General features: G+C 74.0%; 28 protein-coding genes and 2 pseudogenes. 19 read left to right on the top strand and 11 right to left on the bottom strand.

The annotated features are described in order from the left end of the window. The first annotated feature begins 107 nt into the window (after positions 1-107). Entirely contained in the window at positions 108-1,127 is a 1,020-nt protein-coding gene (locus tag PV341_RS27250; RefSeq protein WP_500359225.1) for an isopenicillin N synthase family dioxygenase, read from the top strand. Between the two features lie 38 nt (positions 1,128-1,165). Further along, positions 1,166-2,242, top strand: a complete 1,077-nt coding sequence (locus PV341_RS27245) for a PP2C family protein-serine/threonine phosphatase (RefSeq protein ID WP_500323227.1) — start codon at positions 1,166-1,168, stop codon at positions 2,240-2,242. Between the two features lie 13 nt (positions 2,243-2,255). Here PV341_RS27245 and PV341_RS27240 read toward each other — a convergent pair whose 3' ends face one another. The 3 genes from PV341_RS27240 to PV341_RS27230 all read right to left on the bottom strand — a co-directional run bounded on the left by PV341_RS27240 (position 2,256) and on the right by PV341_RS27230 (position 4,091). Continuing rightward, the gene (locus PV341_RS27240) at positions 2,256-3,140 is read right to left on the bottom strand and encodes a peptidoglycan recognition protein family protein (RefSeq protein WP_500323228.1); all 885 of its coding nucleotides are present in this window, start codon (positions 3,138-3,140) and stop codon (positions 2,256-2,258) included. 15 nt (positions 3,141-3,155) lie between these two features. Beyond that, a complete protein-coding gene (locus PV341_RS27235; RefSeq protein WP_500323419.1) occupies positions 3,156-3,455 on the bottom strand; it encodes a hypothetical protein in 300 nt (99 codons plus the stop codon). Between the two features lie 171 nt (positions 3,456-3,626). Further along, positions 3,627-4,091 carry an SAM-dependent methyltransferase gene (locus tag PV341_RS27230; protein ID WP_500323230.1) on the bottom strand — a complete coding sequence of 155 codons (465 nt, stop codon included), beginning with the start codon at positions 4,089-4,091 and terminating at the stop codon, positions 3,627-3,629. Between the two features lie 94 nt (positions 4,092-4,185). On the opposite strand from PV341_RS27230, the gene PV341_RS27225 reads away from it, so the two are divergent. Continuing rightward, positions 4,186-4,944: a class I SAM-dependent methyltransferase gene (locus PV341_RS27225; protein WP_500359223.1), complete on the top strand. Its 759-nt coding sequence runs from the start codon at positions 4,186-4,188 to the stop codon at positions 4,942-4,944. 27 nt (positions 4,945-4,971) lie between these two features. Here PV341_RS27225 and PV341_RS27220 read toward each other — a convergent pair whose 3' ends face one another. Next, a complete protein-coding gene (locus PV341_RS27220) occupies positions 4,972-5,760 on the bottom strand; it encodes a class I SAM-dependent methyltransferase (RefSeq protein WP_500359222.1) in 789 nt (262 codons plus the stop codon). Between the two features lie 94 nt (positions 5,761-5,854). Then, complete coding sequence (locus tag PV341_RS27215) at positions 5,855-7,093, bottom strand: DUF4032 domain-containing protein (protein WP_500359221.1); 1,239 nt, start codon at positions 7,091-7,093, stop codon at positions 5,855-5,857. A gap of 65 nt (positions 7,094-7,158) precedes the next feature. Here PV341_RS27215 and PV341_RS27210 point away from each other — a divergent pair, with 65 nt between their 5' ends. After that, positions 7,159-8,538: an FAD-dependent oxidoreductase gene (locus tag PV341_RS27210; RefSeq protein ID WP_500323235.1), complete on the top strand. Its 1,380-nt coding sequence runs from the start codon at positions 7,159-7,161 to the stop codon at positions 8,536-8,538. 20 nt (positions 8,539-8,558) lie between these two features. Here the strand turns inward: PV341_RS27210 and PV341_RS27205 are convergent, their stop codons facing one another. Beyond that, on the bottom strand, positions 8,559-9,422 hold the full coding sequence (locus PV341_RS27205) for a hypothetical protein (protein WP_500359227.1): 864 nt from the start codon (positions 9,420-9,422) through the stop codon (positions 8,559-8,561). 212 nt (positions 9,423-9,634) lie between these two features. Here PV341_RS27205 and PV341_RS27200 point away from each other — a divergent pair, with 212 nt between their 5' ends. Together PV341_RS27200 and PV341_RS27195 are read left to right on the top strand one after the other, a co-directional pair. Then, positions 9,635-10,006, top strand: coding sequence for a hypothetical protein (locus PV341_RS27200; protein ID WP_500323237.1), 372 nt, complete (start codon positions 9,635-9,637; stop codon positions 10,004-10,006). Between the two features lie 14 nt (positions 10,007-10,020). Beyond that, a complete protein-coding gene (locus PV341_RS27195) occupies positions 10,021-10,338 on the top strand; it encodes a hypothetical protein (RefSeq protein WP_500323239.1) in 318 nt (105 codons plus the stop codon). A 30-nt stretch (positions 10,339-10,368) separates the two neighbouring features. Here PV341_RS27195 and PV341_RS27190 read toward each other — a convergent pair whose 3' ends face one another. After that, positions 10,369-10,689, bottom strand: coding sequence for a hypothetical protein (locus PV341_RS27190; RefSeq protein WP_500323240.1), 321 nt, complete (start codon positions 10,687-10,689; stop codon positions 10,369-10,371). Between the two features lie 82 nt (positions 10,690-10,771). Continuing rightward, positions 10,772-11,086 (bottom strand): annotated as a pseudogene (locus tag PV341_RS27185) (PadR family transcriptional regulator); the annotation flags it as partial. Positions 11,087-11,116: 30 nt separating this feature from the next. On the opposite strand from PV341_RS27185, the pseudogene PV341_RS27180 reads away from it, so the two are divergent. After that, a pseudogene (locus PV341_RS27180) lies at positions 11,117-11,851 on the top strand (alpha/beta fold hydrolase). On the opposite strand, the gene PV341_RS27175 reads toward PV341_RS27180, so the two are convergent. Next, positions 11,800-12,456 carry a class I SAM-dependent methyltransferase gene (locus PV341_RS27175; RefSeq protein ID WP_500359220.1) on the bottom strand — a complete coding sequence of 219 codons (657 nt, stop codon included), beginning with the start codon at positions 12,454-12,456 and terminating at the stop codon, positions 11,800-11,802. The pseudogene PV341_RS27180 and the gene PV341_RS27175 sit on opposite strands and share 52 nt — an antisense overlap. A 6-nt stretch (positions 12,457-12,462) precedes the next feature. On the opposite strand from PV341_RS27175, the gene PV341_RS27170 reads away from it, so the two are divergent. From PV341_RS27170 to PV341_RS27140, 7 genes are all read left to right on the top strand, one after another. After that, on the top strand, positions 12,463-12,798 hold the full coding sequence (locus PV341_RS27170; protein WP_500323243.1) for a YnfA family protein: 336 nt from the start codon (positions 12,463-12,465) through the stop codon (positions 12,796-12,798). A gap of 134 nt (positions 12,799-12,932) precedes the next feature. Further along, entirely contained in the window at positions 12,933-13,703 is a 771-nt protein-coding gene (locus tag PV341_RS27165) for an MHYT domain-containing protein (RefSeq protein WP_500323244.1), read from the top strand. A 149-nt stretch (positions 13,704-13,852) separates the two neighbouring features. After that, entirely contained in the window at positions 13,853-16,327 is a 2,475-nt protein-coding gene (locus PV341_RS27160; RefSeq protein ID WP_500359226.1) for a sensor histidine kinase, read from the top strand. Beyond that, entirely contained in the window at positions 16,324-16,746 is a 423-nt protein-coding gene (locus tag PV341_RS27155; protein WP_499515451.1) for a roadblock/LC7 domain-containing protein, read from the top strand. The genes PV341_RS27160 and PV341_RS27155 overlap by 4 nt, the downstream gene beginning before the upstream one ends. 14 nt (positions 16,747-16,760) lie before the next feature. Continuing rightward, positions 16,761-17,156 (top strand): DUF742 domain-containing protein, encoded by a 396-nt coding sequence (locus PV341_RS27150; RefSeq protein ID WP_499515452.1) that lies wholly within the window; start codon positions 16,761-16,763, stop codon positions 17,154-17,156. Next, positions 17,137-17,727: a GTP-binding protein gene (locus PV341_RS27145; protein WP_500323245.1), complete on the top strand. Its 591-nt coding sequence runs from the start codon at positions 17,137-17,139 to the stop codon at positions 17,725-17,727. The genes PV341_RS27150 and PV341_RS27145 overlap by 20 nt, the downstream gene beginning before the upstream one ends. Positions 17,728-17,874: 147 nt before the next feature. Next, positions 17,875-18,546 (top strand): hypothetical protein, encoded by a 672-nt coding sequence (locus tag PV341_RS27140; RefSeq protein WP_499515454.1) that lies wholly within the window; start codon positions 17,875-17,877, stop codon positions 18,544-18,546. 27 nt (positions 18,547-18,573) lie between these two features. Here the strand turns inward: PV341_RS27140 and PV341_RS27135 are convergent, their stop codons facing one another. Then, entirely contained in the window at positions 18,574-19,002 is a 429-nt protein-coding gene (locus PV341_RS27135; protein WP_500323247.1) for a PPOX class F420-dependent oxidoreductase, read from the bottom strand. Between the two features lie 34 nt (positions 19,003-19,036). Further along, a complete protein-coding gene (locus PV341_RS27130; RefSeq protein WP_500359219.1) occupies positions 19,037-20,056 on the bottom strand; it encodes an alpha/beta fold hydrolase in 1,020 nt (339 codons plus the stop codon). 239 nt (positions 20,057-20,295) lie between these two features. Between PV341_RS27130 and PV341_RS27125 the strand changes: the two genes are divergently transcribed. The 5 genes from PV341_RS27125 to PV341_RS27105 all read left to right on the top strand — a co-directional run. Then, positions 20,296-22,566 (top strand): sensor histidine kinase, encoded by a 2,271-nt coding sequence (locus tag PV341_RS27125; RefSeq protein WP_500323249.1) that lies wholly within the window; start codon positions 20,296-20,298, stop codon positions 22,564-22,566. Beyond that, positions 22,563-22,973: a roadblock/LC7 domain-containing protein gene (locus tag PV341_RS27120; protein WP_018562311.1), complete on the top strand. Its 411-nt coding sequence runs from the start codon at positions 22,563-22,565 to the stop codon at positions 22,971-22,973. The genes PV341_RS27125 and PV341_RS27120 overlap by 4 nt, the downstream gene beginning before the upstream one ends. 6 nt (positions 22,974-22,979) lie before the next feature. Continuing rightward, positions 22,980-23,372, top strand: a complete 393-nt coding sequence (locus tag PV341_RS27115; protein WP_500323250.1) for a DUF742 domain-containing protein — start codon at positions 22,980-22,982, stop codon at positions 23,370-23,372. Between the two features lie 55 nt (positions 23,373-23,427). After that, a complete protein-coding gene (locus tag PV341_RS27110) occupies positions 23,428-23,907 on the top strand; it encodes a macro domain-containing protein (protein WP_500323251.1) in 480 nt (159 codons plus the stop codon). Positions 23,908-24,002: 95 nt separating this feature from the next. After that, positions 24,003-24,770, top strand: a 768-nt coding sequence (locus tag PV341_RS27105; protein ID WP_500359218.1) for a DUF6397 family protein, incomplete at its 3' end; no start/stop codon positions are given.

The raw sequence follows: 24,770 nt of genomic DNA, 5'->3' as shown, positions 1-24,770 counted from the left end.
CGCCCCTTTCCTCCCACTCGGCCCCGCGACGCCGCCCCACCAGGGCCCGTCGCGCAGCGCCCGGTCATCGCCGGCGTGCCGGGTCCTCACCCTGCGGACACCACACCATGACGCTCCAGCTTCCCGTGATCGACCTCTCCGCCGCGGACCGCGGCCCCCAGGCGCGCGCCCGGCTCCACCGCGAACTGCACTCCGCCGCCCACGAGGTCGGCTTCTTCCAGCTCACCGGTCACGGCGTGACCGCCGAGGAGACCGCCTCCCTGATGCGGGCGATCCGCGCGTTCTTCGCCCTGCCCGAGGCCGACCGGCTCGCCATCGGCAACCTGAACTCCCCGCACTTCCGCGGCTACACCCGCACCGGCGACGAGCGCACCGGCGGCAGCCAGGACTGGCGCGACCAGCTCGACATCGGCGCCGAGCGCCCGCAGCACGTCCCGGCCGCCGGCGAGCCCCCGTACTGGTGGCTGGAGGGCCCCAACCAGTGGCCCGCCGACCTGCCCGAGCTCCGCGAACTCTCCCTGGCCTGGATCGACCGGCTCAGCCGCGTCGCCCACCGGCTGCTGCACGAACTGCTCGCCGCCATCGGCGCCCCCGAGGACTTCTACGACGAGGCCTTCGCCAACGAGCCGCACCTGCACCTGAAGCTGGTGCGCTACCCCGGCACCGCCCCCACCGGCGGCGACCAGGGCGTCGGCGCGCACAAGGACTACGGCTTCCTCACCCTGCTGCTCCAGGACGAGGTCGGCGGCCTGCAGGTGGAACGCTCCGACGGCCGCTTCCACGACGTGCCGCCGCTGCCCGGCGCCTTCGTCGTCAACCTGGGCGAGCTGCTCGAGGTCGCCACCGACGGCTACCTCAAGGCCACCAATCACCGCGTGGTCAGCCCGGCCGGCGCCCGCGAGCGCTACTCCGTGCCCTTCTTCTACAACCCCCGCCTCGACGCGCGCGTGGCCCCGCTGCCGTTCGAGCACGCCCACCGCGCGCCCGGCGCCACCCGGGACCCGGCCAACCCGCTCTTCTCCGAGTACGGCCGCAACGAGCTCAAGGGCTGGCTCCGCGCCCACCCCGAGGTCGCCCGCAAGCACCATCCGGAGCTCGTCGCGGCGGCGGCCGTGCCCACCGGCTGAGACGCGCGGCCCGCGCCGCCCGCGGTTACCGTGCCTGCATGGACACGGCTCCGGCCGAGGACGGCACACTGCGGATCGGCGCACCGCCACGCTGGCTGCGCGTGCTCCCGGTCGCCCTGCTCGGCGTGCTGATCCTGGCCCAGGGGGTCACCCCCGGCGACGTCGAGCTCGGCGCCTACTACGCGGCGGTGGCCCCGCTCGCCGCACTCACCTACGGGGTGGCGGGCACCGCGGTCCTGGCCGCGGCCGTCGTGGTCGTCATGGAGCTCCCCGTGGTGGGCTCGGGGACGATCGTCGGCGCCGAACTGGGTGCCGTCGTCCTCATCGGCGCCCTCAGCGTGGTCATCGCCGCGGTGCAGCAGCGGTTCCGGGGCCGCCTGGTGCTGGCCCGGTCGGTGGCCGAGGCGGCGCAGCTCGCCGTCCTCGCCCCGGTGCCCGGCACCGTGGGGGAGGTGCGCTGCGCCGCCCTGTACCGGGCCGCGCAGCGCGGCACCCTGGTGGGCGGCGACCTGTACGACGTGCGGACCGGGCCCTACGGTGTACGGGCGCTGGTCGCCGACGTCCAAGGGCACGGTCTCGCCGCGGTCGGCACGGTCGCGGGGCTGCTCGGCGCCTTCCGCGAGGCCGTGCTCGACCAGCGGGAGCTGCGCGGTGTGGCGGGGCGCCTGGAACGGCGGCTCTCCCTGGACGCCGCCGGGAACAGCGAGTTGTTCGCCACCGTCCTGCTGCTGGAGTTCCCCGACGACGGGTCATGGGTACGGCTGGTCTGTCAGGGGCATCCGCCCGCACTGCTGCTGCGCGGCCGCGAGGTGCGGGAGCTGGAGTGCGATCCCGGTCCCCCGCTCGGGGCCGGACCGCCAGGACAGGCACCGGCCCTGCCGTCGGTGGTGACCCTGCAGCCGGGGGACGTGATCCTCGCGTACACCGACGGCGTCACCGAGGCGCGCGACGCCTCGGGCACCTTCTACCCGCTCGCCGAACGCCTCGCCGCCCGGCTGGCGGAGGGCGCCGGCCTCTCCCCGGAGGCGGTCGTCGACGCGGTCTGGGAGGACCTGCACCGGTACGCGGGCGCGGTGGGCGACGACGTCGCCCTGCTGGCGCTGGCGCCCCGCTGACGCGGGCGGAGCGTCAGCCCTTGCTCTTCGCGGCGCGCAGCGGGGGGCGGCCCTGCAGCCGGGCGGCCTCGGTGCGGATCTCCGGGAGCTTGGCGTACAGCTCCTTGCCGGGACAGTCGGTCATGTAGGCGTCGCGGTGGCCCGCGATGACGTGGAAGACCGCCTGCTTGCCCTTCTTGAAGCGGCTCTTGCTGCTGCTGGACACCAGGGTGACCTCGCCCCGGGGATCGATGTCGGACAGCCCGAGCTTCCAGGCGGCGATCCGGGCGATCGCCTCGGTCATCGCCTGCGGCACGCTGCCCTTGGCGTCGTAGGTGCCGATCGCGGCGATGCCCATGGTGTCCTTGTTGAAGCCGATCGAGTGGGCCCCCGTGACGGGGCGGTCGGAGCCGCCGGCGCGCCCCTCGTAGATCGTGCCGCACTTGTCGACGAAGAAGTTGTAGGCGACGTCGTCCCAGTGGCGGCTCTGGATGTGGCCGGAGTAGATGTCGCGGATGATCCGGGGTACGTCCGCGCACTTGTAGTCGTTGCCGCTGTCGGTGTGGTGCAGGAACACCGCCTTGACCGTGGTGCTGTAGTGCGGGGGCTCGGTGCGCAGCGACTCGTCGGCCCCCCAGCTCTTGCGCGGGACGATGGCGGGCTCGTGGGCCGGGTAGAGCGGGACGCGTTGCAGCCTGGCCCGGGCGGCCAGGTCGGGGAAGGGCATGAGCTGCGGGCTCGGCGCGGGGCGGGCGTGGACCGAGGGAGGGTCGGTGTGGATGATCGCGCTGTGCACGCCGAGGGCGGCCACGGCGACGACACCGGCCGTCCCCGCGGCGGTCGCCCAGACACGTGCCGCACGCCGCGGACGTCCGGCCGCGCGGCGGCGCGCGTGCTTGGCCGCACGGTGTGAACCCATGAAATGAACATCAGCTCATATGACCGGATCGCGTGGAGAGGACACGCCGGGCGGCCCGGGGACCTCACCCGGATGCCCTCCCCACCTCGGCCGGCCCGCTGCCGCGGGTACCTCCCGCGGCGCGGGTACGGTGCGCGGGTACGGTGTGCTACTCAGGTACGGCCCGTCCGAGCCGACCTTGCCCGGTGCGGCGTTGGCCCCGCCCAGGTCGAGGACGTACACGCGCAGGTTGCCCTTGCCGGGCGCGTCGACCGACAGGCTCCCGCCGCTCACGGTCCTCACCGCGCCGGTCACCGCGTCCTTGTACGTGCCCATGCGGGGGCTCCTCGGGCGAGGGCCGCCGGGGGCGGCGGCCGGTGCGGGTGAGGCAGGCCCTCGCGCGCGCCACGAAAGGAACAGCCGTGAGTTCCCTGCAAGTTGCTGCAAAAATCTTCATGAGGTTACTGGGACATGACAGGGCGGTAAAGAGGTCCCGCAGTGGGGGGCTCAGTAGTAGTCGCGCATCAGCTCGGTGGCCCAGGCGGGCTGGAACGCGGTGTCCAGCGGTCCGAACTCGGCCATCCACGGCTTGAGGTCGAGCACCGGCGTCCCGTCCACGGCGTCCAGCCCCGCGACGTGGACATCCAGCCCGTCGACGCGCAAGATCTTGCAACGCGACACACCCAGGCGGTTGGGCCGGTTCTTGCCGCGCTGGGCGAAGATGCCGATCAGTGGCCACCCGGTGTTCCCGCGCGGATGGCGTGCGCCGGTCTCCACCCGCTCCTCGGGGACCCGGTCGAAGTGGAAGACGACCTCCAGGTGGGAGAAGGTGTCCAGGCCGTACAGCGCCTCCGGGCCGAACTGCTCTCCGTCCAGCCGGATCACCGCCTCGACGCCGGCCCAGTCGTCGTCCTCGACCGGCACGCGGCCGCCGGTCACCCATCCCACCGGCCGTACCTCGATCGCCGTCATGTGCGCTCCTCCGCTTCCGCCGACGCGTTTCTAGCTGGTCACTATGTGAGACATGGGTATCACTTGGTGGACTCCGCTGGCTAGCGTGGAGGTCATGACGCGGGAATGGGACGCCACCACGTACGACAGCCTGCCGCTGCCCCACGTGCAGTGGGGCCGCGGGACCCTGGACCGCCTCGCGCCGCGCGGCGACGAGCGGGTGCTCGACCTCGGCTGCGGCACCGGACGCGACACGGAGGCGCTGCTCGACCTGCTCCCGCACGGCCGCGTCGTCGCCCTCGACGGCTCGCTACGCATGCTGGAGCAGCTCCGACGGCGCCTCGCCGGACGCCTGGACCGCGTCGAGGTCGTGCACGCCGACATCACCGGCCCGCTCCCCGTCACCGGCACGGTGGACGCCGTCACCAGCGTCGCCACCTTCCACTGGATCCCCGACCACGCCGCGCTCTTCCGCCGGGTCGCACGCGTCCTGCGCCCCGGCGGACGCCTCGTCGCCGAATGCGGCGGACTCGGCAACATCGCCGGCGTTTCGGCCGCCGTCGACGACGTCCTCGGCCCGCAGCCCGCCGTCTGGAACTTCGCGGGCGTCGAGGAGACCGAACGCCGCCTGCGGGACGCCGGTTTCACCGACGTCCAGGTCGCCCTCGTCCCCGACCCCGCCCGTCTCGAACCGGGCGCGCAACTGCTCGCGTACCTGGCCGTCGTCGTCCTCGGCGGACAGCTGGAACGCCTCCCCGGCGCGGAGCACGAGGCCTTCGTCCGCGCCGTGGCCGCGCGCCTGCCGGAGCCCGTCGTGGACTACGTCCGCCTGACGATCTCCGCGACGCGCGGCCCCGGGGGCACACGGGCGTGATCGGCGTGCCCGCCGGGTCCGTCACCGTCACAGTCGCCACGTGATGCGCAGTTCCGTCAGGTACCGCTTGACGACGCGGCCGCCGTAGCGGCCGTCGGCCAGCGCCCGGATGCAGGCGAGCAGGCCCTCCCGCCGCGCCGCGGGAAGGGCGCGGTGGTTGGAGTAGCTGAGCAGCAGGTCGAGGTACTCGGCCGTGGTGTACGGCAGTTCGCGCTCGTAGCGGTGGAAGACGGCCGGCCCGAAGCGCCCGGAGCGGTCCGTCTCCTCGCTGTCGGTGGGGACCAGGGCCGCCGCGCGCGGCCGCAGCCCCGGGGGCGTCGCCGGGTCGAAGCGCTCGTAGCACTCCTGCACGTCCGCGAAGAAGGCCCAGGTGCCGCCGTCCACGTGATGGGTGGCGATGACGGCCAGCACCCCGCCGGGCCGCAGCGCGTCGGCGCACTTGACGACCGCCACGGCGGGGTCGATCCAGTGGAACGCCGTGGCCGAGACGACCGCGTCGAACGGCTCCTCCGGGAGTGGCCAGTCCTCGAAGGCGGAGACGACCACCTCGACGCCCGGGAACCCGGCCAGCCTGCGCCGGGCGACCGCCGCCATCGACGGGCCCAGCTCGACGGCCGTGACGCGGAAGCCGCGCTCCGCGAGCGGCACGGTGGCCTGTCCGGTCCCGCAGCCGATCTCCAGCACGCGCGCGCCGGGGCCGAGCCCCGCCACCGCGGCCAGATCGTCGAAGAGCACGCCGGGATACCCCGGGCGGACCCGGTCATACAGCTCGGCGTCCTCGTCGAAGACGCCCCTCAGCGAAGTCGGGTCGGTCACCCGTCGAGACTAGGGCCCGGCGCCAGGCCGTGTCGTCACAGTCCCTCCCGCAGCCTTCGGCCGGGGGGTGGGGGAGCTGCTTCGACGACCAGGCCTAGTCGGGCGGCAGCGGAACGGCGGGACCCTGCGGCGACGGGAGGAGCACGTTCCGGACGTAGTCCTCGACCGCCGCGTCGAGACCCACGTCACGCTGCGCCCGCTCGGACATCAACCAGCGGTGCTCGAGCAGCTCGTGGTAGATCTGCGCGGTGTCCAGGGAGCCCCGCAGCTCGCGCGGCACGGCGCGGACCGTCGGCCGGAAGACGTCGCGGACCCAGCGGTGGGCCAGCACTTCGGGGCGGGCGCCCAGCGGGTCGCCGGGGGCGTAGTCCTCCTGGCCGGCCATCCACGTCTCGAGGTCGTTGAGGAGGCTGCGGGCCTGGTTCTCCTCGGCGTCCAGGCCGGTGAGGCGGAGCAGCTGCCGCTGGTGGTGGCCGGCGTCCACGACCTTGGGCAGGAACGTGACGTCGTCACCGTCGGGCGACCGCTGGATCTGCATCTCCGCGACGTCGAAGCCGAGGTCGTTCAGCCGCCGGATGCGCCGGTCGATGTAGTGCCGCTTGGCCACCGGGTACACCGACTCGCGGGTGAGCTCGTGCCACAGCTCGTCGTAGCGGTCGGCGATGGCCTGCCCGAAGGTGACCGGGTCCACGGACGGGTGCAGCGAGCCGCCCGCCTCCAGGTCCAGCAGCTCGCCGGCGATGTTCACCCGGGCCACCTCGATGTCGTACTCCCGCTGGCCGCGCGAGAGGCTGGGCTGGATCTGCCCGGTCTCGGCGTCCACCAGGTAGGCGGCGTAGGCGCCCGCGTCACGCCGGAAGAGGGTGTTCGACAGCGAGCAGTCGCCCCAGGCGAAGCCCGCCAGGTGCAGCCGGACCAGCAGCACGGCGAGTGCGTCCAGCAGCCGGTTGACCGTGCCCGGGCGCATCGTCGTCTCGAACATCGAGCGGTACGGCTGCGAGCCGCCCAGGTGGCGGGTGATCAGCACCGGCTCCAGCGGTTCGCCGCGGTCGTCGGTGCGGCCGGTGACGACGGCGAGGGCGTCGACCGCGGGTATGCCCATGCGGTCCAGGTCGCGCAGCAGCCCGTACTCGCGGACGGCCGCCCACTCGCCGACCTCCTTGACCGCCACCACCTCGTCGCCGGCCAGGGCGAACCGGACGACGTGCCGCGAGATGCCGCGCGGCAGCGCCACCAGGTACTCCTCCGGCCACTCCTCCAGCGGCACGTTCCACGGCAGGTCGAGGAGGGTCGCGGGATGGTCCGGGGAGGTCGCGGTGATCTGCAGGTCCATGGCGCCCAGTCTGCGGCAACGGGGTGATCGCGCGGGACACCGGGGCGGCGCATACGCTGCGGGGCATGAGGCAACGGCTTGTGGTCATCGGCGGGGACGCCGCGGGCATGTCGGCGGCGTCGCAGGCGCGCAGGAGGAAGGGGCCCGACGAACTGGAGGTCGTCGCCTTCGAACGCGGGCGCCGCACCTCCTACTCCGCCTGCGGCATCCCGTACTGGATCGCCGGGGACGCCACCGGCCCCGACAAGCTGATCGCCCGCACGCCCGAGAAGCACCGGGCCCACGACATCGACGTGCGGCTCGGCACCGAGGTCGTCGAGATCGACCGGGACCGCGGCCGGGTGCGCACCCGGGACGTCTTCGAGGCGGAGGGATGGACGGAGTACGACCAGCTCGTCATCGCCACCGGCGCCGTGCCCAAGCGCCCCCCGATCCCCGGGATCGACGCCGGGGGCGTGCACGGCGTGCAGATCCTCGACGACGGCGAGGACATCCTGGACGCCCTCGACAACAGGCCCGTCAGTACCGCCGTCGTGGTCGGCGGCGGCTACATCGGCGTGGAGATGGCCGAGGCCATGCTGCGGCGCGGTCTCCGGGTCACCCTCGTCGAAGCCTCCGAGCAGCCCATGGCGACCCTCGACCCGGACATGGGTCGGCTCGTGCGGGAGGCCATGGAGGGCCTCGGCATCACCGTCGTCACCGGAGCCCCGGTGCGCGAGGTGCTCACCGGGGCGGACGGCCGGGTCCGCGCGGTGGCCACCGACCAGGGCGAGTACCCGGCGGACGTGGTCGTGCTCGGGCTCGGCGTCGCCCCCAACACCGGCCTCGCCCGCGACGCGGGGCTGCCGCTGGGTGCGCATGGCGGGCTGCTCACCGACCGTGCGATGCGTGTGCGCGGGGAGGAGGCGGTCTGGGCGGGCGGGGACTGCGTGGAGGTCCTCAACCTGGTCTCCGGCGGGATGCAGCACATCGCGCTGGGCACCCACGCCAACAAGCAGGGCCGGGTCATCGGCACCAACATCGGCGGCGGCTACGCCACCTTCCCGGGCGTCGTGGGCACGGCCGTCAGCAAGGTCTGCTCCCTGGAGATCGCCCGTACGGGACTGAAGGAGTCCCAGGCCCGCGCCGCCGGGCTGCAGTACGTCACCGCGGTCATCGAGTCCACCAGCAGGGCCGGCTACTACCCCGGCGCCGCGCCGATGACGGTCAAGGCCATCGCGGAGCGGCACACCGGACGGCTGCTCGGACTGCAGATCGTCGGCCGCGAGGGCGCGGCCAAGCGCGTGGACATCGGTGCCGTGGCGCTCACCGCGGGCATGACCGCCGAGCAGATGACCGGGCTCGACCTGGGCTACGCCCCGCCGTTCTCCCCGGTGTGGGACCCGGTCCTGATCGCCGCGCGCAAGGTCGACGGGAAGGTCCGCGCGGACGGCCCGGACGCCTGAGCTGCGACCGGGGGCGGCGCTCAGGCGGGCCGTACGGCCAGCTTCTCCAGGCCCTCCAGCAGGCTGGGGAGTTCCGGCCCCCGGCCGACCGGCAGCACCTCGCCGGGCTCCTCGTCGAGCAGCACGAAGGCGATGTCGTCGGTGCGGGCCACCAGGCTCCAGCCCTCGCCGTCCACACGCAGGGTGCGTACGCCCTCGCCCGCCGCGGTCGAGCGTATGCGGCCGGGCGGCGGGGGCGTACGGAGATACTCCTGGGCGGCCTCCAGCGCGCGCCGCACCCCGGGGTGGATGCCGTCGGCGGCGGGAGCCGTGGCAGCCGTGGCCCCTGTTCCTTCACCCGACTCGTTCTCCGTGGGCTCCTTCTCCGTGCCGTCGGGCGCGGAGTTTGTGACGGTCGCGGCGGATGTGTCCGAGCTGCTGGAGCTGTCGGTGCCGTCCGGGGAGTCGGGCTCGTCCCCGGCGTCGAGCTGTTCCCGCCAGATCCGCCACTGGAGGGCTATCTCGTCGGCCCCCAGGCGTCGCTGCGCCGGCCCCCACGTCCCGGTGTCGGGCGGTGAGAGCGGCGGGCCGTCCTCGGCCTCGGGCGGATCGTGCGGAGCGGGCACGCCGGGCGCGGCCACCGCGACCGGCAGCGGCCATCCGGGCAGCGCGGCGACGACCGAGCGCTCGTCGGGGGAGAGGTCGTACTCCAGCCCGCAGTCCCACGCGGCGAGGGCGCACGCGACCAGCGCGGTGTCGCTGATCGCGACCGTCCACCGGGCGCCCGTCCCGTCCTGGCCGAAGACGAGGCCGTAGCCGTCGTCCGCCGGTTCCAGCCCGAGCTCGGCGCACGCGGCCGGATAGTCGTCGGCCAGGACGCCCGGGAACTGCGCGGGCGTCAGCATCGCCGCGGTGAGCACGAACAGCGCGTCGTCGTCCGTCGCGGACACGGGGCATCCCCTCTCCAGTGAGTTCTCAGTGGTGGGCGCACCCTAACCACCCGGTAACACCCGCGTCGAGACCGGGGCGTGCCCTGTGGAAAACCGTTCGGTGGCCGGATCGCCGGCCCCTACGCTGACGCCATGGCCAACTCCCTTGCCCACCAGGGCGGCCGCCCGTGAGGAAACGGCGCCGACGCCTCCGCTTCGACGGGCGCGAGTTCCTCTGGACCGCGCGCATCGGGCACGCCGATCAGCCCGACGGCACCTGCCGCCGCGTCGTCTCCGTCCGCGTCACGGACGGGGCGGCTCCCGGCGGCCGTGCCCTCGCCGCCGATCTGGTGTCGGCCTCGGAGCCCGGTCCGTGGGGATACTGCGTCACCGACACCGCCCACCCGACTCCTCGCGACGTCCGCCTGCTCGTCGAGCACGCGCTGGCCGTCGGCTGGGAGCCCGGCGCGCACGGCCCCCCTCTCGTGCTCACCGCGGAGAGCGGCGACCCGGGCCTTCCGGGGTTCCGGCTGCCCGCGGGCGGGAACGCCCCTGGGTGAGAGGGGTGATGCGGATGGCCACCTGGCTCCGGAGGTTCACCGCGGCGCGGACGCCGGGGAGGCCCGCGAAGCCCCCGCCGACGCCCGGGGCGGAGCCCTCACGCCGGGCATCACGCGAGCGCAACCTCTTCGAGGCGGCCGCCGCCCATGTCGCGGCCTCCGTCGAGGGGGACGAGGAGGCGCTCGAGGCCGCTGCGGCGCGCGTCGCGCCGGAGGCGCTGATGTTCGGGATCGGTGAACTCGCACGGCGTGCCGTCGCGGTGCTCGCCCAGGAGCGTGGCGTACCGCCGCGGGCGGTCGCCCGGTCGCTGCTCGGCCTCCCCGAAGCGTGAGGCGTCCGCCGCCCTACCGGGCCCGGGCCGTCACAAGCGGCCTTCCACGGCCGGGGTGACCGCGGTCTCCCGCGGACCGTACCCGGGGAGGAAGAGCCGCATGGAGCAGGGGTCCTCGGCCGCCACGCCGACCTCGACGCCCCAGTAGGCGCTCAGCCGGCCGGCGACGTCGACCAGCCGCCGCCGTTCCTCGGGCGAGTAGGCGGGGAAGCGCACCCAGCCGCGGTCGGAGACGGCGCGGCCGAGGTCGTTGAAGAGCGTGGTCCGCGCGCGCTGTTCCTCCTCGTCCGTCAGTGGGGTCGGGTCCCCCTCGCGGGGTACCAGCCGGACGTTGTACAGCTCTCGGGTCACGCGCGGCCTCGCAGTTCTCCTCGGTCGGACGTGCCGCAGGCTACCGTCCCCGCCGCGCCGGCCGGACCCGCCGGGGCCGCACTCAGGACCCCAGGGCGTCCAGGGTGCTGCGCAGCCGGCCGAGCTCCGCCCGCGTGGTGACCGGTGCGATCGTCAGGAAGCCCCGCCGGAACCGGTCGTCGAGCTCCTCCGCCCCCAGCGGGCGGTCGCCGTCGTGGAAGAAGCTCGTGGGTTCCTCCAGGACGGCGAGCCGGCGACGCAGCACCGCGCTGTGCAGGGAGGGGTCGTCGAGATGGCGCAGGAGGGCGAGGAACGTGAACCAGCGGTTCTCGTCGGGGATGTCGGCGGCGTCCGGCTCCGCGAGCCGCCGGCGCAGCTCGGCGCAGCCCTCGGTGGTAGCGGCGATGCCCTTGCGCAGCTCATAGCCATCCGCTGGACCGGGACACCCGGGACCGGCCCCGCGCTCGTCTATGTGCACGGGCTGGGCGCGGCCTCTCCGTCTACTTCGCCCACATAGCGGCGGATCCGGCCCTCACCGGGCGGCGTTCCCTCCTCGCCGACCTGCCGGGCCACGGCATCAGCGACCGGCCCGCCGCCTTCGGCTACACGCTGGAGGAGCACGCGGACGCGCTCGCCGCGGCACTCGACGCCGTCGCGACGGGCCGGCCGGGGTGGTCGGCCACAGCATGGGAGGCACCGTGGCGATCGTCCTCGCCGCGCGCCGGCCCGATCTGGTGGCGCGCCTGGTGCTGGCGGAGGCGAACCTCGACGCGCGTCCGCGCGCGACGGCGGGCAGCAGCGGCATCGCGGCCTTCACCGAGGAGGAGCTCGTCCATGGCGGAGGCTTCGCCCGCGTCCTATGGCGGGTCGGCCCGCACTGGGTCGCCGCGATGCGCCTGGCCGACCGCGTCGCCCTGCACCGCACCGCCTCGCCACTGCTGCGGGGAGCGATCCGGTCATGCGTGAACTGCTGTTCTCGTCGCCCGTTCCGCGCACCTTCCTGCAGGGTGAGCCGAGCGGTGACCTGAGCGGCCGGGCGGGGCTGGAGGCCGCCGGGGTGTCCGTCGTGATGGTCCCCGGCGCCGGTCACACCATCATGTTCGACAACGCCTACGCCTTCGTCGAGGCCAGCGCCAGGAACCGCTCGTCGGTGTCGGTGTAGGAGGTCAGGGTCCACCCCGAGGACTCCAGCAACGGCCTTAGGGTGGGCTCGGCGCGCAGGTCGTCCGGGGTCAGCTCGCGGCCCTGCCGGGCGGCCAGCGCCGCCCGTCCGATCGGGTGGAAGAGCGCCAGCCGGCCGCCGGGCCGGGTGACCCGGGCCAGCTCCCGCAGACAGGCCCGGGGGTCCGGCAGGTGCCCGATCAGCCCCGCGGCGAAGACGGCGTCCAGTGTGGCGTCGCGCAGCGGCAGCTGGGCGCAGTCGGCCAGCAGCAGGGCGCCGTGCTCCCGGCGCCCGGCCCGTACCGCCGCGGCCAGCATCTCGGGCGTCAGATCGGCGCCCAGGACCGTCCCGGACGCCCCCACGGCCGCGCGCAGGAAGGGCATCGCCCGGGCCGTGCCGCACCCCGCGTCGAGGACCGTCTGGCCCTCCCGCAGGCCCAGTTCGGCGACACCGGAACGGTAGACGGGGGCGTCGTCGGGGTAGCGGGTCTCCCAGTCGGCGGCGCGGGCGGCGAAGAACGCGCGGATCTGCGCGGGGTCGGTGTGCACGACGGTCCACCTCCGGTTCGGGGCGCGCGCCGGGGCGCACGGGACGCGGGGCATCATGGTCGCATGATCCCGTTCCGTTCCGTCGCCCTCTTCGTGCTGGCCGCGCTGCTGGAGATCGGCGGCGCCTGGCTGGTCTGGCAGGGGCTGCGCGAGCACCGCGGATGGGCGTGGATCGGGGCCGGGGTCATCGCCCTGGGCCTGTACGGGTGCGTCGCCACCCTCCAGCCGGACGCCGAGTTCGGCCGCATCCTCGCCGCCTACGGCGGGGTGTTCATCGCGGGCTCGCTCGCCTGGGGGATGGTGGCGGACGGCTACCGGCCCGACCGCTACGACGTGGTGGGCGCGCTGGTGTGCCTGGCGGGCGTGGGGATCATCATGTACGGGCCACGCAGCGGCTGAAACACGCTTCCCGCGTACAGGTTCGTGCCGCACGCGATCGCCGGGGGCCGCATCCGGAAAGCACGCGGTCAAATAAGGCAGGGTTCCGTCATGGCCCGAGCGTGCGACCACCCCCGCACTAGCGTCCCGGGGCCATGGGACACATCGACCACGCCGCCTTCGGCTGGCTGACCCCGCTGCTCTCGTACGCCATGGCGTGCGTCGGCGCGGCGCTCGGACTGCGCTGCACCGTACGGGCCCTGGCCGCGACCGGCCGCTCCCGGCGCAACTGGCTGATCACCGCCGCGAGCGCCCTCGGCACCGGGATCTGGACGATGCACTTCGTCGCCATGCTCGGCTTCCGCGTCACCGGCACCGAGATCCGCTACAACGTCCCCCTGACCGTCCTCAGCCTCGCCGTCGCCATGGTCGTCGTCGGCCTCGGCGTCTTCGCCGTCGGGTACGGCCACGGCCGCTTCCGGGCCCTCGCGATCGGCGGCCTCACCACGGGTGTCGGTGTGGCCAGCATGCACTACCTGGGCATGGCCGCCGTACGCCTTCATGGCGCGGTGTCCTACGAACCGTGGCTCGTGGCGCTGTCGGTCGCCATCGCCTGGGCCGCCGCGACCGCCGCGCTGTGGGCCGCGCTCACCATCCACCGGCCCGTGGTCGTCGCCGGCGCCTCCCTGGTGATGGGCGCGGCGGTCAGCAGCATGCACTACACCGGGATGCTCGCCGTGCACGTCCGAGTCCGGCCCTCGGCGGAGGTGCTGACCGGCTCCGGCGCGACAGCGTTCCTGTTCCCCCTCATCGTCGGCCTCGGCTCCTACCTCTTCCTCACCTCCGCCTTCGTCGCGCTCTCCCCGACGGCGAGGGAACACATCGCCTCCGCGACCGCCCAGCGCATCGGCGAGGGTGCCCTGTGACGCCGCCACGGGGCCGCAGAGCGCACGCGGGACTCCCCGCGGACGAGGAACCGTCCTCCCGCGCCACCGACGGCGGACGGAGCGGCGGGGCGGCGGACCGGCTGAGCCTGCGCCCGAGGACCGTGCGCGCGAAGATCGTGTCGCTCCTCATGGTGCCCGTCGTGTCCCTTATGGCGCTGTGGGCCTTCGCCGCTGTCACCACGGCCCAGGACGTCTCCGGTCGGCTGCGTGCCCAGCGCATTGCAGAAACGATCCGTGAGCCGGTCGCCGACACCGTGACCACCCTGCAGGCCGAACGCCGTGCCGCCGCCCGCTACCTGGCCCGGCCCACCACCGAGGCCGCCGCCGAACTGAGCAGACGCGCCACGGCCACCGACCGTGCCGCCGCCCTGCTCCAGCTGGGCGGCGGCCACACGGTCGCCGACGGCACCGGCCTGCCGGGCACCGCCGCGGTGCGCGTCCGGACCTTCGTCGGCGACCTGGAGCGCCTGCGCAGGCTGCGCCCGGGCATCACCCAGGGAGCAGCGGACTGGCGGCAGACGTACCGCGCCTACACCGACGCCGTGACCGACGGATTCGCGATCGGCGGCGCCCTTTCCGCGGGACGCGGCGAGCGTGCCGCCCTGGAGATCGGCCGTGCCGCGGAACAATTGTCCCGCGAGGACGCGCTGCTCGCCGCGGCCGCGCTCACCCGCGGCCTGCCCACGGACCGTTACCGCGACCTGAGCGGTGCCGTCACCGCCCGCCGCGCCCTGCTCGCGGGTGCCACGGCCGACCTCGGCGGTGCCGGCCGCAGCGCCTGGGTGCGGCTGGCCCGCTCCACCGCGTACACGGACCTCGAGGCCATGGAGGACGCCGTCCTCGACGCCGGACCGGGCAAGGCCGCCGTGGACGGCGCGAGCCTCGCCCCATGGGACCGGGCCACCGGACAGGTGCTGTCCGGGCTGGAGAAGTCCGCCAAGGCCGCAGCACCCGCCGACCGACCCCTCGCGCACGGCCTGTTGAGCACCTCGGGCATCGCCGTCCTGCTCGGCCTCCTCGGCGTCGTCGCCTCCCTCTTCATCTCCGTACGGATCGGCCGCGGTCTCGTCGTCGAACTCGTCGGCCTGCGCAACACCGCGCTCGAACTCGCCCGCCGCAAACTGCCGCGCGCCATGCGGCGGCTCCGCGCCGGCGAGGAGATCGACCTCGGCAAGGAGGCGCCCCTCGGCAGGCACGGCGCCGATGAGATCGGCCAGGTCGCCGAAGCCCTGGCCACCGTGCAGCGCGCCGCGCTGCGCGCCGCCGCGGAACGCGCCGAACTGGTCAACGGGGTCTCCGGCGTCTTCGTCAACCTCGCCCGCCGCAGCCAGGTCCTGGTGCACCGTCAGCTGGCGCTGCTCGACAGCATGGAACGGCGCACCGAGGATCCGGGCGAGCTGGAGGACCTGTTCAAGCTCGACCACCTCACCACCCGTATGCGGCGGCACGCCGAGGGCCTGATCATCCTCTCCGGCTCCGCTCCCGGCCGTGCCTGGAGCAAGCCCGTACCCCTCACCAACGTGGTGCGCGCCGCGGTCGCGGAGGTCGAGGACTACGCCCGCGTCGAGGTCCGCAGGCTCCCCCTCGCGGCGGTCGTCGGCTCCGCGGTCGCCGACCTCACCCACTTGATCGCCGAACTCGTCGAGAACGCGACCCAGTTCTCCCCGCCCCACACCAAGGTGCGCGTCTACGGCGAGCAGGTCGGTAACGGCTACGCCCTGGAGATCGAGGACCGTGGGCTCGGCATGGGCAAGGAGGCCATGGCCGAGGCTAACCGGCGCATCGCCCAGACCCAGGCGCTCGACCTGTTCGACAGCGACCGGCTCGGCCTGTTCGTCGTCAGCAGGCTCGCCCGGCGGCACGACGTCAGGGTCTCCCTGCGCTCCTCCCCGTACGGCGGCACCACCGCCGTCGTCCTGCTGCCCACCGCCCTGCTCGACATGAGGGCGCCCGAAGCCCGCGCCCCACGGGGCGCCGGGACGGGGGGCGCGGCGTCCGGCCCGCACGGACCCCGCCAGGGGTCCGCGGAGGTCCCGCCCCTGGTGGCGGCCTCCCCGCGCGGCGACGGCGACGGGCCGCCGCGTCCCTCCGCGCCCCGTTCCGTTCGTCCGCCGGAGCACGGGGCGTTGCCCGCGCCCGCGCCCGTATCCGTGCCCGCACCGGCCCGCGGCGCGGCGCCCGCTCCCGCGCCGGTGGGCGCCCCTGCGGGCACGCCTCCCGCCGAGGGCGGACTCCCGCGCCGCGTACGCCGTGCGAGCCTCGCCCCGCAGCTGCTGGAGCCCCGAGCACCCGAACGCGGCCCCGGGCCGCAGGACACGGGGCAGGACGTCCCGGAGCGGACCGCCGAGCAGGCGCGCTCGACGATGGCCGCGTTCCGCCGCGGCTGGATCCGCGGCGGCGGCGCCGGAGCCCGTGACACCGCCGACGGGGAACCCGGACCCGCCGGCCCGCGCCCCCTGCGGCCCGCCCCGCAGCCCGGCGGCACCCGGCCCGGCCCGGGAGGGCCGGGTCACCACGACGGTCCGGACACGACGCCCGGGGACGGCGAGCAGGACCACGCCCGCACCTCGGCCAGGGCACCCCGCGAAGGAGAGCACGGATGATCGACGCATCGAACCGGTCCGGTGAACTGGACTGGCTGCTGGACGACCTCACCGACCGGGTGGACAACGTCCGCCACGCCGTGGTGCTGTCGGGCGACGGCTTGGCCGTGGGCTCCTCCCGCGGGCTGACCCGGGAGGACGCCGAGCACCTGGCGGCCGTCGCCTCGGGCTTCCACAGCCTCGCCAAGGGCGCCGGACGCCACTTCGCGGCCGGCCAGGTCCGGCAGACCATGGTCGAACTCGACCACGGCTTCCTCTTCGTGGCGGCCGCCGGCGAGGGCTCCTGCCTCGCGGTGTTCACCGGCGCGGGCGCCGACGTCGGCCTGATCGCCTACGAGATGGCGCGCCTGGTCAAGCGCGTGGGCGAGCACCTGCACACCCCGCCGCGCCTCGGCGCCGCCGGCCCGGCCGCCGGCTGACCGGCGCACAGGTGATGAACGGCGCGCACCCGCGGAGCCCGGACGGCCACTGGTACGACGACGCGGCAGGGCCCCTGGTGCGCCCGTACGCCATGACCGGCGGCCGCACCCGGCCCGGTACGGCCGTCGCCGCCCTGGACCTCATCGCCCTGGTGCTCGCCGAACCCGGTGCCGCCGACGACCCCACGCTGGAGCCCGAGCACACCGCGCTGCTCGTGCTGTGCCGGGAAGAGCCCCTGTCGGTCGCGGAGCTGGCGGCCGACGCCGACCTGCCGGTGGGCGTCGTACGCGTCCTCCTCGGCGACCTCCTGACGCTCGGCAGCGTACGGGTGAGCAATCCCGTACCGCCGGCGCACCTACCCGACGAGCGCATCCTGCGAGAGGTGATCAATGGACTCCGGGCACTCTGAGACGCCGGTCATGGCCCTGAAGATCCTCATCGCGGGGGGCTTCGGGGTCGGCAAGACCACCATGGTGGGCGCGGTGAGCGAGATCCGGCCGCTGCGCACCGAGGAGCAACTGACCGAGGCCGGGCGTCACGTGGACGACACCGGGGGAGTGGAGCGGAAGTCCACCACCACCGTGGCGATGGACTTCGGCAGGATCACCATCAGGGCGGGTCTGTCCTTGTACCTCTTCGGCACCCCCGGCCAGGACCGCTTCTGGTTCCTGTGGGACGAGCTGTCGCAAGGTGCGCTCGGCGCTGTCGTGCTCGCCGACACCCGTCGCCTGGAGGACTGCTTCCCCGCCGTGGACTTCTTCGAGCACCGGAAGATCCCGTTCGCGGTCGCCGTCAATCGTTTCCCCGGCGCGCTGGAGCACCGCCCGGAGGACATCTCACGCGCCCTCGACCTGCAGGACGGCACCCCCGTCGTCCTCTGTGACGCACGGGACCGCGCATCGGGCAAGGAGGTGCTGATCGCCCTCGTCGAGCACGCCGGGCGGATGCACGCGGCACGTCTGCTGGAGTCGGTGCGCTGACGCTCCGTGGAGCGGCGGGGCACCTTAGCAGAACGGCGCCGCCGAAAAAGGAATTCACAGTGCATTGAGAGGCAGCCGAACCGCGTGCGTACAGGTGGCCAGACGGGGCGCACGGGCCCCGACGCCCCTACCGCGCAAGGAGTCCAGATGCACAAGCGGATCGGTGCCGCAGTCGCCGGAACGGCCGCTGCCCTCCTCCTCGTCACCGCCTGCGGCGGGTCGAACGGCTACGACCAGGCGAGCAGCGTGGCGCCGGCGGCCCAGCAACAGGACGCGGCCCAGTCGGCCACCTCGCAGCCCGGCTCCGGGACCACCTCCGGCGACTACGGGTACGACAGCGAGACCTCGGCCGACCCCTCCTCGGGCACCGACGACGGATACGCCGGCGGTACGGACGACAGCTCCGACAGCGGCAGCGCGGACGCCGCCTCCGACAAGAAGTGGCCCATCCTCTCCGTCGTCAACGACGCCAACCTGGGTGACATCCTCGTCGACTCCAAGGGCCGCACCCTGTACCGCTTCGACAAGGACACCGACTGGCCGATGGTGTCCAACTGCACCGGCGAGTGCCTCAAGAAGTGGCCGGCGGCCAAGCCCGTCACCAAGGCGCAGGCCGAGGCCGCCGGTCTCAACCCCAAGCTCGTCAGCACCTACACCCGTCCGGACGGCACCAAGCAGCTGTCGTACAACTGCTGGCCCGTCTACTGGTATACCGGTGACACCAAGCCCGGCGACACCAACGGCCACGGCGTGGGCGGCACCTGGTGGGCGATGGGCGCCAACGGCAAGAAGGCCAACGGCGGCAAGCCGATCCGCTGACCCGGGCGGGCGGCGGGCGCCCGACGCTCAGTCCGCCACACCGGACTCGGCGAGCACCTTGTCGATCCGCACCCGCACCAGGAGTTCACCGGGCACCCCATTGCGCGCCCCGAACTCCTCGGCGACGTCCTCGCCCATGTAGCGGGCGGCGAGCCGGGTGGCCCACTCCCGCAGGGGACCGGGCTCCTCGCTCACCTCAGCCCGTCCCCGCAGGACCACGTACGCGAACGGCGGCCGGTCATCGTCCACGCACAGGGCGACCCGGCCGTCGCGCGTGATGTTGCGGCCCTTGACCGTGTCCTTGCCCGTGTTGAACACGACGTCGTCGCCGTCCAGCAGGAACCAGACGGGCGCCACATGGGGCGTGCCGTCCGCCCGCGTCGTCGCCAGCTTCCCCGTACGTGTCCCGGCGGAGACGAAGGCCCGCCACTCTTCCTCGGTCATCCTGTGTCCCATGCCCCCATCCTGCCCCGGACGGCGGCGGACGGCCTCAGGACCCGCTGGAGGGGTGCGGCGGCTCGACCTCCTGGTAGAGCGGCACGTCCACCCGACCGCGTCGCAGCAGCCGGCGCCAGAGCACCGGGTCGTACTCCTGCGGCGTGGTGGTGGCGAGGAAGTCCTCCAGTACGTCGACGAAACGCCCGGGCGCGTCATGGTGCGGGAAATGCCCGGCGTCCTTGAACAGCTCCAGCCGGCTGCCCGGCATCGCGGTGTGCGCCCTCAGCGCATGACGCACCGGGATCACCGCGTCGTGCTCGCCCCACATGATGAGGGTCGGCAGGCCCGCCGTCAGATAGCTGCGGTCCATCATCGTGATGACCTGCCCCCGCAGGTCCACGCCGGCGCGCAGGGTGCGCAGGAAGGCCTGACGCGCCTTGGAGCTGTCCAGCATGAGGTAGCGCTCCAGGACGTAGTCGAAGTCGTGGCGGCCCAGCCCGAGCCCGCCGGTGGTGCGCAGCAGCGGCGCGAGCAGCCGCAGCGCCCCGCGCACGGGCGGCGAAGTCGCCAGCGGCAGCGTCACTTCGGAACCCGGCCCCGCGGCGAGCCGCAGCAGCGGGTGCACCTCCGGCCCCAGACCGCCGCCGCCCACGATCACCAGGCGTTCGCACCGCTCCGGGAACTGGTAGGCGAACTGCATCGCCACGCCCGCCCCGAGCGAGTGGCCCACGACCGACACCCGGTCGACGTCCAGCACGCCCAGCAGGTCGCGCATGCCGCACGCGTAGGCCGCCACCGCGTAGTCGGCGCGGGGCTGCTCGCTGTCACCGTGGCCCAGCAGGTCCGGGGCGATGACCGTGTGCCGCCGCCCCAGCCGGGGCAGGATGTGCGCCCACGTCGCCGACGAGTCGCCGAGGCCGTGGATCAGCAGCAGCGGCGGCCCGCTGCCGCCCAGCCGGAACGCGCGCCGGTAGCCGTGGATGTCGCGATGGACCAGAGGAACGCCCTGAGAACCGTCCTCCGTGTCCGGGGCGGGACCGTAGACCCGGCGTACGACCTGTCCCCGTTCCATGCGTCCAGCGTGCGACAGCGGGGTTTCGCCCGCAATGCCGCGCCGTTAGCGCGGCGTGAACGCGCTTGCGGTGGGAGGGGTGGGGCCGGGCAGGGTACGTCGCTCCGTCGCGTCCCGCACCTGAGGGCGTCCGGTGGGAAGGGATTGTGAGATGTCACAGTCGGCGCCACGAAGGGGGCGTTCGTGGGTCAGACTGTGCCCCTCCCCATCGAACCCATGGTCGACCGAGGACCTCACGCATGCGCCTGCGCCCCCGCACCATCCGCACGCAACTCGTGGTACTTCTCCTGGTGCCGCTGCTCTCGCTGGCGGGTCTGTGGACATACAGCACCTTCACCTCGGTGCGCGGGGCCTTCGCCCTCATGGGGATCGCCGACACCTACCGCTACTACGGGACACCCGCGGACGACCTGGGGCGCGCCCTGCAGGTCGAGCGGCGCGTCGCCGTCGCCTATGTGGCGTCCGACGGCGCGAGCGGCGGGCCCGAGTTGGAGAGCGCCGAGCGCACCACCGACAGGCTGCTCGCGGTCGTCCGCGACCACGCGCGCGAGCAGGCGCAGGGAACCGAGCTCGACCTCGCCCAGCGGCAGCGGATCACCGAACTGATCACCGCCGCGAAGGACCTGGCGCCGCTGCGCGAGGACGTCCGGCAGCGCGACGTCGGCTGGTCGATGACGCTCCACCGCTACTCGGCTGTGATCGACCCCATCTTCCGGCTGCGCGGATCGCTCGCCGCGCTCCAGAGCGGCGAGGTCGCCCGGCAGGGCGGCTTCGTCATCGACCTGGTACGGGCCAGGGAACTGCTGTCCCGCGAGGACGCCATGCTCACCGCCGCGCAGCTCGGTCCCGCCATGACCGGCAGCCAGTACCGCGAGTTCATCGGCACCATCGACGGGCGCAAGCTGCTGCACTCCATCGTCGACCCGGAGTTGACCAAGGCCGCCAAGGAGCGGCTCGACGAGTTCGAGGGCGGCAGCGTCGCCTGGACATTGGACTCCATGGAGGCCGCGGCGCGCGGGGCGGGCGCCAAGGACGTCGGCCTGGTCGTTTCCCAGGACCGCTGGCGCCAGAACGCGGACCGGGCCCTGGCCGAACTCAGCGACATCAACGTCGACGCCGCCCGCGAGGTCGGAGAGCGGGCCCGCGACGACGGCATGGACGTGCTCGTGCGGACCGGCGCGGTCAGCCTCGCCGGACTGTTCCTCGTCGTGCTGTCGGTCGTCATCTCCCTGCTCATCGGGCGCGGCATCGCCCGCCGCCTCACGCTGCTGCGCAACCAGGCCCTGGAGCTGTCCGGGAGGCGCCTGCCGGAGGTGCTCCGCAGGCTCCGCGCCGGCGAGGAACTCGACGACGCCGCGGTCGCGCGGGCCGCACCCGACCTGCGCTTCGGCGCCGACGAGATCGGACAGGTCGGCCGGGCCTTCAACAACGCCCAGCGCGCCGCCGTCCAGGCGGCCGTCGACCAGGAGAAGCTGCGCCGCGGGGTCTCCGCCGTCTTCACCAACCTGGCCCGCCGAAGCCAGGTGCTGCTGCACCGTCAGCTGACGCTGCTCGACGCCATGGAACGCCGCTCCGGAGACCCGGCGGACCTGGACGACCTGTTCCGTGTCGACCACATCGCCGTCCGCATGCGCCGGCACGCCGAGGGCCTGCTGATCCTCTCCGGCAACGCACCCGGCCGGGCCTGGCGCCGCCCGGTCCGGCTCGCGGAGGTGGCGCGTGCCGCGGTCGGCGAGGTCGAGCACTACCAGCGGGTCGTCGTCCGGCGCATGCCCCGGGTGGCGCTGACCGGCCCCGCGATCGCCGACGTGCTGCACCTGCTGGCGGAACTCATCGACAACGCCACCGCCTTCTCGCCGCCCGACACCAAGGTCGAGGTGCGCGGCGAGGTCGTCGCGGGTGGCTACGTCCTGGAGGTCGAGGACCGCGGCCTGGGCATGAGCGCCGAGCGGCTCGCCCAGGCCAACAACGAACTCGGCGAGGCCGGCGCGGGAACGGAGCTCCCGGAGACGGACCGGCTGGGCCTGTTCACCGTCGGGCGGCTCGCCGCGCGGCAGGGGGTGCGCGTCACCCTGCGCCGCGGGCGGTTCGACGGCACGGTCGCGGTGGTGTTCGTCCCGCAGTCGGTGCTCGTGGACGCCTCGGGCGACGACCTGGAGACCGGCGAGCAGGTGCTCCGCCCGCGGGCCGTGCCCGAGCCGCCGGGGACGGACCGGGCCGACACGGCGCCGCGCACACCACGGCCGCGGCGGGGACCGACCAGGCCGCGCGAGGAGGGGCGCACCGGGACGGGGTTGCCGAAGCGGCAGCGGCAGGCCAGTCTCGTAGCGCAACTGAGGGACGACGGGGCGCACCAGAGCCCGGCGGAGTCGCTTGGCGGGGGAGACGAAAGGGAACGATCTCCGGAAGAGGCTCGTTCCACCATCACGGCGTTCGCCCGCGGCCTGGCCCGCGGCAGGGACGCCGCAGCACCGCAAGGGACAGCGGAGACCGGGGAGAACGGGGGATGACGGTGAGCAGTGGACTCACATGGCTGATGGACGATCTGACAGAGCGGGTGCCGCACGTCAGGCACGCGCTGGTGCTCTCCGGCGACGGTCTGGTGACCGGGGCGAGCACCAGTCTGGACCGTGCCACGGCCGAGCACCTGGCCGCCGTCTCGTCCGGGTTCCACAGTCTCGCCAAGGGCGCGGGCCGGCACTTCGACGCGGGCGGCGTGCGGCAGACGATGGTCGAGTTCGACGACGGCTTCCTGTTCGTCACGGCCGCGGGCGAGGGCAGTTGCCTGTCGGTGCTCAGCGGTGTGCAGGCCGACGTCGGGCAGATCGCCTACGAGATGACCCTCATGGTCCACCGGGTCGGTGAACACCTCGGTGTCACGCCGCGCCGGCACGACGCGGCGGCACCGGGGGAGTGATGAAGCATGAACCCGAGCCCGCCGGGAGACGAGGGCGCGCTCTGGTATGACGACGAGGCCGGTCCGATGGTGCGCGCCTACACCATCACCGGCGGCCGCACCCGGCCGGACTCCGACGGTGACGTCGACCTGATCGCCGTCATGGTCCCGGCCGTCGGTAAGGCCCCGGACGACCACCTCGACGAGGAGCACCTGGCCCTCCTGGACCTGTGCCGGGACAGCCCGCTCACCGTGGCCGAACTGGCCGCGGACGCCGACCTCGCGCTCGGCGTCGTCCGCGTGCTGCTCGGCGACCTCCTCCGGGACGGCCACCTGCGGGCCATCCGGCCCGTGCCGCCGGCCGAACTGCCCGACGTGGGGCTGCTCAAGGACGTCATCGACGGCCTGCGCGCCCTGTGAGCCGGGCCGCCGCTGCGGCGGCGGCGTTGTCGGACCCCGGGCGTACGGTGACCGCATGGAGGGGATCACGTACGTCCGGGGGGACGCCACCGCGCCGCAGGGCAAGGGCGTCAAGCTGATCGTCCACGTCTGCAACGACCTGGGCGGCTGGGGCAAGGGATTCGTGGTCGCGCTCTCCCGCCGCTGGCCGGAACCCGAGGCCGCGTACCGGCGGTGGCACCGCGAGCGCGCCGGCAACGACTTCGCCCTGGGTGCCGTCCAGTTCGTCCGTGTCAGCGAGTCGGTCTGGGTGGCAAATCTCGTCGGGCAGCGCGGCATCCGCAGGGGCAGCCAAGGCGTGCCCGTGCGGTACGAGGCGATCGACGCGGGGCTGGCCCTGGTGGCGGAGAAGGCGGCGGAGCTGGGCGCGTCCGTGCACATGCCGCGCATCGGGTGCGGGCTCGCGGGCGGCCGGTGGGAGCGGGTTGCGCCCTCGGTCGAGGGGCGGCTCGTGCGCCGTGGGATCTCCGTGACCGTGTACGACCACGGGGCGTGACGCGGAGTTATCCACGGGCCCGGGCGGATGTCGCCGGGAGGACCTATCGTCGTGACTGTCAGTGATGGGTCGCTACGGAAGGTCAGGGGAGTGGCATGGCTGTCAAGGAGACCGTCGTCCGGGAGGCGCTCGGCATGCAGCGCGCCCGGGAGGAACTGTGCCTGGAAGCGGAGGAGTTCGAGGTCGCGCTGCAGACCGGCGAGGTACGTACGGCGCCGGCCGTCGGCGGGCGCCGACGTGTCGTACGGGAGGACGTGGACCGGCTGCGCGCGGAGGAGGGCTTTCCCGACCGGCTGCGCGCGCGGCTGGAGTTGGTGGGCAGCATCGAGGGCGCGGCGCTGATCGGGATCAGCCGGGAGCGCTTCACCCGGCTCGCCAAGGGAGGCTTCCTCCGCCCCGTCCGCTGGTACGTCAACCGCTACCGCGCCGTGGTGTGGCTCTACCTCGCCGAGGACGTACGGCGGTTCGCCCGGGCCCATCCCGCCCTGCTGGAGGGCAGGCTGCCCGCCGAGCTGCGCGACGCCCTCGACGAGGGCGAGGACCACCGCGCCCGCGGCTGGCGGGCCCGCCGTGTCGAGGAACTCGTGCGCGACGCGGAGGGCGCCTGGGGCGAGGCGGCCGCCTGGTCCGCCCTGCTCGGCCCGGAACTGGCCGCCGACGCGGTGCCGGACACCCGAGAGCGGGCCTACCTGCGCCGGCTCTGCCCGGCGCTCCCACCGGGGAGTACGGGCTCCTACGCCACCCGTGAGGTCATCGAGGCCCAGACCGTCGCCGGCCACCCCGACGAGATCACCTTCGCCCAGGTCTCGCTCGCCGACGCGCTCCTCAGAGCCCGTGCCTCCCGCCCCGCCCCGCGTCCCGAG

It is taken from the genome of Streptomyces sp. PA03-1a, from assembly GCF_033792805.1.
Classification (GTDB): domain Bacteria; phylum Actinomycetota; class Actinomycetes; order Streptomycetales; family Streptomycetaceae; genus Actinacidiphila.
Note: the sequence above shows the minus strand (reverse complement) of the source record. Positions and strands in the feature narration are given on the sequence as shown.